This window comes from Bacillus sp. 05T21 (assembly GCF_056396785.1).
Map to the genome: position 1 here is coordinate 1 of NZ_JBFTMD010000059.1, position 9,075 is coordinate 9,075.

At 31.9% G+C, this 9,075-nt stretch carries 9 protein-coding genes and 1 pseudogene; 5 read left to right on the forward strand and 5 right to left on the reverse strand.

The window, feature by feature from the left end:
* Nucleotides 1-243: 243 nt before the first annotated feature.
* A complete protein-coding gene (locus AC1DKZ_RS32205) occupies nt 244-1,074 on the reverse strand; it encodes an alpha/beta fold hydrolase (protein ID WP_078173852.1) in 831 nt (276 codons plus the stop codon).
* A 446-nt stretch (nt 1,075-1,520) separates the two neighbouring features.
* On the opposite strand from AC1DKZ_RS32205, the gene AC1DKZ_RS32210 reads away from it, so the two are divergent.
* Nucleotides 1,521-2,258 carry a hypothetical protein gene (locus tag AC1DKZ_RS32210; protein WP_476997917.1) on the forward strand — a complete coding sequence of 246 codons (738 nt, stop codon included), beginning with the start codon at nt 1,521-1,523 and terminating at the stop codon, nt 2,256-2,258.
* A 178-nt stretch (nt 2,259-2,436) separates the two neighbouring features.
* Here the strand turns inward: AC1DKZ_RS32210 and AC1DKZ_RS32215 are convergent, their stop codons facing one another.
* Complete coding sequence (locus AC1DKZ_RS32215) at nt 2,437-2,907, reverse strand: DUF5065 family protein (protein ID WP_404457120.1); 471 nt, start codon at nt 2,905-2,907, stop codon at nt 2,437-2,439.
* 433 nt (nt 2,908-3,340) lie between these two features.
* Here AC1DKZ_RS32215 and AC1DKZ_RS32220 point away from each other — a divergent pair.
* Together AC1DKZ_RS32220 and AC1DKZ_RS32225 are read left to right on the forward strand one after the other, a co-directional pair.
* A pseudogene (locus AC1DKZ_RS32220) lies at nt 3,341-3,580 on the forward strand (Y-family DNA polymerase); the annotation flags it as partial.
* Between the two features lie 432 nt (nt 3,581-4,012).
* Nucleotides 4,013-4,186 carry a hypothetical protein gene (locus AC1DKZ_RS32225; RefSeq protein WP_476997918.1) on the forward strand — a complete coding sequence of 58 codons (174 nt, stop codon included), beginning with the start codon at nt 4,013-4,015 and terminating at the stop codon, nt 4,184-4,186.
* Between the two features lie 166 nt (nt 4,187-4,352).
* On the opposite strand, the gene AC1DKZ_RS32230 is transcribed toward AC1DKZ_RS32225, so the two are convergent.
* Nucleotides 4,353-4,904 (reverse strand): DUF3841 domain-containing protein, encoded by a 552-nt coding sequence (locus AC1DKZ_RS32230; RefSeq protein ID WP_476997919.1) that lies wholly within the window; start codon nt 4,902-4,904, stop codon nt 4,353-4,355.
* A gap of 463 nt (nt 4,905-5,367) precedes the next feature.
* Here AC1DKZ_RS32230 and AC1DKZ_RS32235 point away from each other — a divergent pair, with 463 nt between their 5' ends.
* Nucleotides 5,368-6,291 (forward strand): Gfo/Idh/MocA family protein, encoded by a 924-nt coding sequence (locus AC1DKZ_RS32235; protein ID WP_476997920.1) that lies wholly within the window; start codon nt 5,368-5,370, stop codon nt 6,289-6,291.
* Nucleotides 6,292-6,622: 331 nt separating this feature from the next.
* Here AC1DKZ_RS32235 and AC1DKZ_RS32240 read toward each other — a convergent pair whose 3' ends face one another.
* Both AC1DKZ_RS32240 and AC1DKZ_RS32245 read right to left on the reverse strand, forming a co-directional pair.
* Nucleotides 6,623-7,228 (reverse strand): nucleotidyltransferase domain-containing protein, encoded by a 606-nt coding sequence (locus tag AC1DKZ_RS32240; protein ID WP_476997921.1) that lies wholly within the window; start codon nt 7,226-7,228, stop codon nt 6,623-6,625.
* Nucleotides 7,229-7,698: 470 nt separating this feature from the next.
* A complete protein-coding gene (locus AC1DKZ_RS32245) occupies nt 7,699-8,199 on the reverse strand; it encodes a GNAT family N-acetyltransferase (protein ID WP_476997922.1) in 501 nt (166 codons plus the stop codon).
* A gap of 559 nt (nt 8,200-8,758) precedes the next feature.
* On the opposite strand from AC1DKZ_RS32245, the gene AC1DKZ_RS32250 reads away from it, so the two are divergent.
* Nucleotides 8,759-9,075, forward strand: a 317-nt coding sequence (locus tag AC1DKZ_RS32250; protein ID WP_476997923.1) for a DUF1904 family protein, incomplete at its 3' end; no start/stop codon positions are given.

Below are 9,075 nucleotides of genomic sequence, written 5' to 3' on the forward strand. Positions count from 1 at the left end.
TGTAAAGTGATAATAAAGTTATTGAATTTTGTTATGAAATATATATAAGCCTTGCACATTTTATTGTACTAAGGCTCTTTAAAGTTGTTTAATTTCTATCCATTTAATTGCATTTGCACTCAAAAATCAATAATAAAGTTATTTAATCCTTATTGAACTAAAGCACCTGTTAGTTGAAGAACAACAAAATGAACTGACAAGCAACAGATATGGAAATTTGGCTAAAAAAGTTATCGATTGTATTTACTCGCTTGATTCGCAAACCGAATTGCTCCTAATTAGCCAGTCTTTGATTAGTTCTTGTACTATTTTACGTTTTTCTATTTGAAGCATATGACCAGCACCATCTAAAATGGAAAACGTAGCATTCGGAAATTTTTCTAGAAGAAAAAGGTGATCTTTATAACCACAGATTGAATCTTGTTTCCCTAGAATAATGAGTACAGGTTGTGTAAGTGTACCTACATCATTAAGCGGTTCTTCAGAAAGAAAATACCCTTTCTCTCTCCAATTTGACATTAAAAAATTTTTATTAGCTAATAATCGTCCAGGTTGGATTTCGTTTAAAAAGTAGTTAAGGTTCTCTTTATTTTGATAATTCATCAATGTTTCAAAAGCCATTCTTATATCAGAATCCAATTCTGTTAATAAATCTTCATCTTTTGTAACAACTATTTTTTTAGGAAGATCCCTATCTTTCAAATGAAGTGAAGTAGCCAGCAAACAAATACTCTTTACATTTTTATGTCTATGGTGCAAAACACCTTGTGCCAAATATCCTCCAAATGAAAAACCAATAAGAGAAAATGCTTGGTTAGGAATTGTCATATCAATAAAGTTCAAAATATTTAAAAGCATATCATCTGAAGAGTTGAAATTTTCGTCAATTAAACTTCGACCGTGAGCAGGTAAATCTATATATATCCTCTGAAAACCCTGAATCTTATCAAAAATTGGCTCTATCCAGGCTTTCATAGATTTATGGTCTGTACCCATTGAATGCATTATTAATATTGGAAAGCCATTCCCTACGATTTCATAATAAATACTACCCTTTGCAACTAAGCAATCCATCGGTATTTTTCTCCCTATTCATATCAATTTTATCCAACCTATTTTATGTCAACCTACTATGATATAGTTCTGTACTAAGTTGAAAATACCTTTTGACCGCTTGAAAGAAAGATTTTTAAATAACTTTATTATTTTTTAAATGACTATGTTGTGAATTAAACAACTTTATTGTCATTCTACATGATATGGTGACCCCAGATACACATTATGATGAAGCAATATTTAATTGATATATATAATAAATGAAGCATTCAGAGGGATGCTTTTTCTTTTGGAATAGAAACCCCCTTGTTCACTATACTTTAAATATAATTAATAAATACGGTATGCGAAATTTTATAACGTGTGTAGAGATGAGATGAGATTACATTTATTAAAATTAGGGAAGAATGGCATATCAGAGTATGGATTAAATGTATTTACTTTTATACAAATGGAGGAGTGTTATGAACGCAGTTTTTAAAGAGTTTAAGCAGTCCTTAAGTGCTGCCAACACATATTTAGATTGCTTAGTGCAAACTAAAACGTATCTGCAGTTTCTAATACTTATCATATTTTGTATTACTACAGTTTACATACCTTTCCCTTCATTTACGCTTAATTATATAAAAGAATTAGATATACTGATGCAATACATAATTAAAGCAGTTTATTTTTCTTTTCCTATTTCATTAGTTTTCCTATTTATAATGTGGGATCGAAGATTTTTGCTTTCTAAAAAAATCACTTTCCAGCAGTTGAAAATTTCTTTCTTTAGTGCTTTCATTATTTATGTTATTATGTTGCTATTTTTAGCCGTACTAATATCTTTTACAACATTCAAAGGAACATCTAATCCCATTACTAATACGCTTCACAAAGCGCCTGGGATTGCAATTCAATTAATTGGTGAGAACATTATGTTTGTATCTATATTGTTCTTTTGGCACAAGATTATACGCTCCTTCATAATAAGCCCCATTACTTCAATTACAGCCTCTTTAATATTGTCTGGAAGCTCATTTGGATTACTCCATCTTTCTACGTATAATTATAATTGGGTACAATGTTTAACTATCATTGGTATACCAGCTATCGCTCAAATGATTTTCTTTCTAATATTTAAAAATATTCATATGGGATACATACTTCACTTCAATTACAATTTAATCATTATACTTTTTAACTATGTAGCTTCTATTTAAACTAATTTACCACTGAAAATAAAAGAAAAGGTACCCCTGCTGCAAGGTACCTTTTCTAAGGGGTATAACTCATTAGCTAAGCGGCCGTTGGTCAAACCGCCTAGACTATTACATGAATTATGTTTATATTATACATTAATCATATCAAAAATATTATCATTAGTGAAATTAACATTCATTATTTTTTAATTTTAAAGCTGCCACCATAATAATAATTTTCTCCAAGTTTCATAACAGCTACATATGATCCTGGCTTATAAACTGATGTAATAGGTGTTACAAATCTACCATAATTATGTTCAGTACCAGTATCATAAATTGTTTTATATCTTTGCATATTTACTACTTCATTCTCATCTTCACTTAATCGATATATCTTTACAATTCCTGTATCTTTACCACCTGTATAAATTGTAATGTCAAAAGTATCTCCATGCTTCAAATCACCAACAGCTAATTCTTGTAGAAAGTCTGCATTATGATGGAGTAAAAAATAGTTTTGCCATTGCCAGTCATCGAAAACCGGTGATGCTTTCTGTATAAATTGAGATTCAGCAGAAGCAGGGGTAATGCTTCCAACAGTATAGGAAAATACACTTCCTCCAATAGTTAATGCTCCAATAATAGCTACTTTCCCTAAAAGTTTCATTTTTAAGCCTCCTAGTTTATTAAGAACTTTAAAATCTTACTCATGAAAAACAGCTGTCTAATCATTAGATGGTAATATTTTCTATTTAGATTTTAACATATACAGATTTTCCTGCCAATCAATCGATAAAAAAGAATTTTTAACTAGTGTTTCATATTTATTTATGCTGAAATGAAAAACCACCTTTTAAAAGAACGTTAGTTCGTATATAATACACACAGAACAAACGTTCTTTAGAAGGGGATGTATTAATTATGTATGACTATTACCTTTTAACTAACCGCAAAATTTGTTTCGTTGACCTTAAGGGTTTTTACGCATCAGTTAGTTGCGTTAAGACCCTCGATACACAAAACTTGCTGTAGTGGGGGATGTTAACCGTAGCGGTTCAATCGTACTTGCGGCTTTAGCCGTGGGAGTGTCAAACGCACTGTATACTGGTGAGCCAATTCCATCAGTTAGTATTTCACTATCAAATTTACTAAATGAGGGAGAGGAGCAGATTTCATTATTTGATAACATTGTACAACGTGAAAAAGAAGTTAAACTAACAAAGGCAATGGATGAAATTAGAGATCGCTTCGGAAAAAACAGTATACTAAGGGGAATATCATATACAAACTCAGCTACGGCTAGATATCAAAATACACTACTGGGGGGCCATAAAGCATGATGAATTCAAAGATACCTAAAGGACGATTAATGGTCAAGTGGCAGGCATTTGCGGCAAAGATATGCTTCCTCTATACAAATAGATAGATACATCCACTATTCTTAACAGCAAGAAATATCTATTTCAACAGTTATTATTTGTTAGCAGACTTAATTTACGCTCATTTGTTTCAATAAAGAGTGAATCGTATCATCAAGACAGGTATATTAAAAAGGCCATTTCATTAATGAAATGGCCTTTTTAATAAAACATCTGTCAGGATAACTCTTTTGAATCAGTCGTATGTTAAATAAACCAACTAGTTAAAAATAGGTGTTCAATATATGCGGATATGGAGAGGGAGATGCCCGTAATACAATCGAAAAATTCATAGACTCTCCTAATACGAGTGAGAACTTCAAAAAACATTCAAGAAGTATAGTAGGACAAGTAGTGAAAAGTGTATATGATCGTTCTGAGAAAGATAAAAAGAGAGTATTTGTGAATTGTTGGCACTTGAATGAGTATGAATCCGCAGCAATGTGGGATTTATATTTAAAGAATGAAGAGGGGGTAGCAATTCAAACTACTTTTAATAGAATTAAAAAGAGTTTGGGCACAAATTAACGGATTCCTTAACGTACAGAGAATCGGTTAATTTTTTACATAATTTTTGCTGATGACAGAATCTCGAAAAATTTTTTTATATTTATAACTATCTGTATGGTCATTTTTAAATGTATCTCGAATTCATCCGTATAGGGAAATCAATGCTATGTTTTCAGCAAAAAAACTATTCTTTTTCGAGGTCAATTATTTTCGTAATCCATTCTTTTTTTAGATATGGTATCGTTGCTTGAATTTCATGACATTCCCATTCTTCCTCAATTTCAGGATAAAGTTCAAATAGATGTTTTTGCTCATCACTTGTTACGTTCGCTTTGGAATTTTCAACGAACTTAAAATATATTTCACACCAACTCCCATAACTCGTTAACATAATAAGCGGATTGGGACATTTGAATTCTATAAGCTGTATTCCTTGTTCAAGCTGAATATCTGAGAATAATTCTCTTGCTGTATGAACAGGGGGGGGGGTATAACCATTACATGAATGAAACGCCCATATTGGAGGATTACCATTGCAATGAATGCCTTTCAGCTTCATTTGATTTATCATCCACATATAAGGTGCTTTATCGCTATTAAAAACATAACTCCAATTGCCTGTAAGTTCACCTTTGGTTAATAATTGATGTACAGCTCTTTGATTTTGAAAAGTCCAAAGAGTTGTTACATTATTTGATGTTTCTTTATTAGATAATATATTGAAATGTTTCTCCATATTTCCATTCCTTTACTTACTTATATAATTTGAATTTTAAAGAAGATAAGATATTATTTCCTTTCATAAGTTCCAACTCTAAAAATTTATTATGATTTTTTATGTCTTTATTATTACATTCGAACAGTAAATGAACTATCTAATAATATTACGTAAAGGTGACAGTTTCGTAATGTTTATTGTAGAGAACGAAACTATAAGGGGGATTACCACATTGTTATCAAGCCGACAATATAAAATTTCTCTAAGATGAAAAAATACGCTATTCTTTTTGTAGAATCATAGAAAAGGATGGCGTCTCTGTATAGGATTCAGTCGAGATACGTGTAAAAATAGGTTATAGCCTTACTTTTATTTCCAATGTGATTTAATATGCGTAAAAAATATTTTAGTTGTCTATACATCATAAATTGTGTAAACTAACTTTATTATTAATTACATCAATACAAAAGGATGATCAAACATGAAAAAACCTCGTATTGGCATGATAGGATTAGGCAGTATTGCACAAAAAGCATATTTACCAATTCTTACTCAAGAAAAAGATTGGACGTTTACAGGTGCTTTTTCCCCAAATAAAGATAAAAGAAAAATGATTTGTAATCAGTATCGTATACAAGACTTTAATAGTTTATCAACACTTGCTGAAGAGTGTGATGCAGTTTTTGTACATAGTGCTACTAGTACACATTTTGAAATTGTATCTTCTCTTTTAACTAGAGGGATAGACGTTTATGTTGATAAACCACTAGCAGCAACAGTTGCAGAAGCTGAAAAATTAGTTGAGTTAAGTGAAAAATCAGGAAGAAAGCTTATGGTTGGATTTAATCGCCGTTTTGCACCTATGTATGTACAAGCAAAACAACAAGCTCAAAACATAGCATCAGTTCGTTTTGAAAAACATAGAACCGATAGTATGGGTCCTTATTCTTATGAATTTAGAATGTTAGACGATTATTTACATGCAGTTGATACAGTAAGATGGCTAGCAAATGGTGATTTGGATGTGTTACATGGAACGGTAAATATAAGTAATGAGAATTACCTAGTATATGCCGGACATGTTTATAAATCTAAGGAAGGGATACCTTTCTTTACAGATATGCATAGAAAAGCAGGTACTAACCTTGAGAAGCTTGAACTATTAACAGATGGAGCAATTTTAAGGATTAAGAACATGAATACTTTAGAAGTTGAGTCTAATAATAGCCTATCTACTTCATTTTCTCCTTCTTGGGATACAACGTTAAAGCAAAGAGGGTTTGAAGATGCTGTACAGCATTTTATTGATTGTATTCAAAATGATGAAAAACCAATAATTGATGGATTAGAAGGTCTAAAATCTCAATTGTTGGTCGATCAATTATTAAGAACAATAGCTAAATAATTTCAAGCAAAGGCAATGGCATTTGTATTTAAATACAAGGTAATAGTAGTCACCATACATATCCATCAACTTAAGAAAAATAAATGCCCCCAAAACAAAAAATGTGCTAACTACCTGTAGAGAAAGAAATTTTTCATTTAGGGAGGATATTAAAACCTTAGGTTGATGGGCATGGGGTACCGCCAGCATTTTCCGATTTTCTTAACTTCGATGTGAGAACCATTGGAATATCAATGGTTCTCACATCATTTACATGTATTCAATGTAAATATTGATTTTAATAAAGTATAATGTCTTGTTAAATTAATAAACCGATTAGCTCAAAAACATTTTAATTTAAATATTTAATCCAAGCATGTCCTTCTGGGAATTGTTGTTTTAAAGATACTTTAAGCCATTCTTTTTCTTGTAGTGAAAGTATTGGTAGAATTGTTTGAAAATAATTATAATCCTTTTCCCTGACTTGAGAAGAGCCAGCTTTATAGAGAAGTTGGACTTCAGGTTTCAAATAAGGTATCCCTTCGGGCGTTCTTAAAAACATTTCGTTTATTGCTCTTTTAATCGATTTTTCTCTTTTATAGATCCAATAACTTTCTTCACTATCAATTAACATAATTTGAAACGCCCAAGGAGAATTATTGTTTTTACTAACCCATACATCATTTGTTGACTTTAAAAATTCTCCTTCTTCCCAAATCTTAAGTTTACCATCTTTTGCCTTGTATAGCGTCCAGTCTCTCTTTAAAGATTGGTAAGCAACTAGTTGGTCTTCTCGAATGACTATTACATCTATATCACTATGTTGCCTACTTTTATTGCCTAAATGTAAATCTAATGCCCAACCTCCAGCAATGCCCCACCTAATTGGAATTTCAGAAAACACTTCATATACTCTCGAAACAGTTATTGGCATCCAATTATCTATATCGGTTCTCAAATTAATCACTCCTTCTTATTTTTATAAAGGTACTAGGGCCATATTCTACTAAATTACCACAATAATTAAATAGAATAGTAAAGTTTTTATTACTCTCATACAATCACTCTTTTTGAAATCTATTATTCTATTGAATATGGAAGTCTTTAACCTCCAAATATTCCTCCTTCTTTATTTACTATACATACTATAAAAAATTAATATGGTTAAATAGTCTTTAAAGAAATAAAAAAACGTATGACTTTACAATTAATACTGTAAAGTCATACGTAATGACTAGTTAAGATAGTCGGAAAAAACCCACGCTAAGCAAAAACATACAATAAGCTGCCCATATGGACAGCTTATTTACATAATTTTCGTTATTGGAAGTTAAAAATTCTTAGTTTCTTGCTCAATTAAAGCACCCGTTAGTTAAACAACAGAAGGTTTCTTAGTCAAGACCGCTCCAATAGTATTACGGTATTAAATTACATATCAAAAGGTTCAAGCTTCAAAATAAATTCTTCAACATCCTTGCCTCTTGCGTTGGAAAAACCCTTATCTTCAGAGATGATTTTAAACCCGCATTTTTCCAATACCCTGATGGAGGCGAGGTTATCTTTAGCGGCACGAGCATAGAGCGGACGTACCTTAATATACTCCAGAAACTCTGACAACGCTTTAGTTGCAATACCTTGGCCCCAATATTCCTTCCCAATCCAGTAGCTTACTTCGGGTTCGCTGAACTGTTCAAAGTTCGAGATGTGTCCAGTGACAATGCCATTGAATAATATGGTCTTAATTGTGATGGTCTCGTCAGCGATAATTTTTGTCCAATGGTCAAAAAATGCGTCCTTATCAGTCGGGTCTTTAGCTGTAAAGGCAGCCATATAGTTAGCCGTTGAATCTAGTTGTTGTTCATAAAAGATAGAAAGATCTTCCTCTGTGATATCTCGTAGCTTCACTTCACTTTTGCTAATGGATTCCATATAATTCACAAGCTCCTTAACATATTTTTGAATATAAATTCTTCAAAGTTTAGAGAAATTCCTTGTTCAACTATCCTGCCATGGGTTTTAGGGTTCTCGTTTGTTGTTGGATTAACCAAAAAACTGTATTAAATCTTGTATGCTCCTAAGGGTCACTATATATGAACACTACGTATTTGACTTTCTCAATGACCAACATTACTTAACTTGGTAAAATAATATTCGGATGGGAATCCAATTTTATTGAAATTAAACTGGTTATCAAGTCGGAGGAAGGCACTTTAGGGTGTCTTTTCTTTTTAAAATATATAAACACGCACTATCCCTTTCCTAATAGAGGCCCCCTTATGCTTCCTTACAGGGAGAATGATAAGGCATTTTTTATTTTCCCAATTACCGAGCACTCACATGTTTTAAATATTTACAATACATGTATTGCTTTAATAACATATGATCATTCTTAAGAATGTCATTGAAATGTACCAATAGATTCTAGTGCATCAAAATAAATTGTGCTATGATGTGAGCAAATATAAAGCTTTCTAACGGAGGGATTCACATGCCGCATGTTGTGTTTCGTGGAATTAATACTGAACAATTAAAACGCATAAGCAAGCCATTAGTAGAAGAGCTCGCAGAGATTTGTGAGTGTGGTACGGATAATTTTACGTTGGAACTACCAAGTTCTACGTTTGTATTCAATGGAGAGGAAATAGAAGCGTTTCCACTTATTGAAGTGAAATGGTTCGAGCGTGGACAGGAAATTCGTGATCGATTTGCCAAGGCCATTACTACATATGTAATGGATTTTGGACTTCCAGAAGTAGAGGTTGTATTTACGGTTTTCACAGAATCAGCGTATTATATTAACGGGAA

Excerpts from the sequence above, each read along its gene's own strand:
- AC1DKZ_RS32205 (WP_078173852.1), bottom strand. The coding sequence starts at position 1,074 with ATGGATTGCTTAGTTGCAAAGGGTAGTATTTATTATGAAATCGTAGGG.
- AC1DKZ_RS32210 (WP_476997917.1), top strand. The coding sequence starts at position 1,521 with ATGAACGCAGTTTTTAAAGAGTTTAAGCAGTCCTTAAGTGCTGCCAAC.
- AC1DKZ_RS32215 (WP_404457120.1), bottom strand. The coding sequence starts at position 2,907 with ATGAAACTTTTAGGGAAAGTAGCTATTATTGGAGCATTAACTATTGGA.
- AC1DKZ_RS32230 (WP_476997919.1), bottom strand. The coding sequence starts at position 4,904 with ATGGAGAAACATTTCAATATATTATCTAATAAAGAAACATCAAATAAT.
- AC1DKZ_RS32235 (WP_476997920.1), top strand. The coding sequence starts at position 5,368 with ATGAAAAAACCTCGTATTGGCATGATAGGATTAGGCAGTATTGCACAA.
- AC1DKZ_RS32245 (WP_476997922.1), bottom strand. The coding sequence starts at position 8,199 with ATGGAATCCATTAGCAAAAGTGAAGTGAAGCTACGAGATATCACAGAG.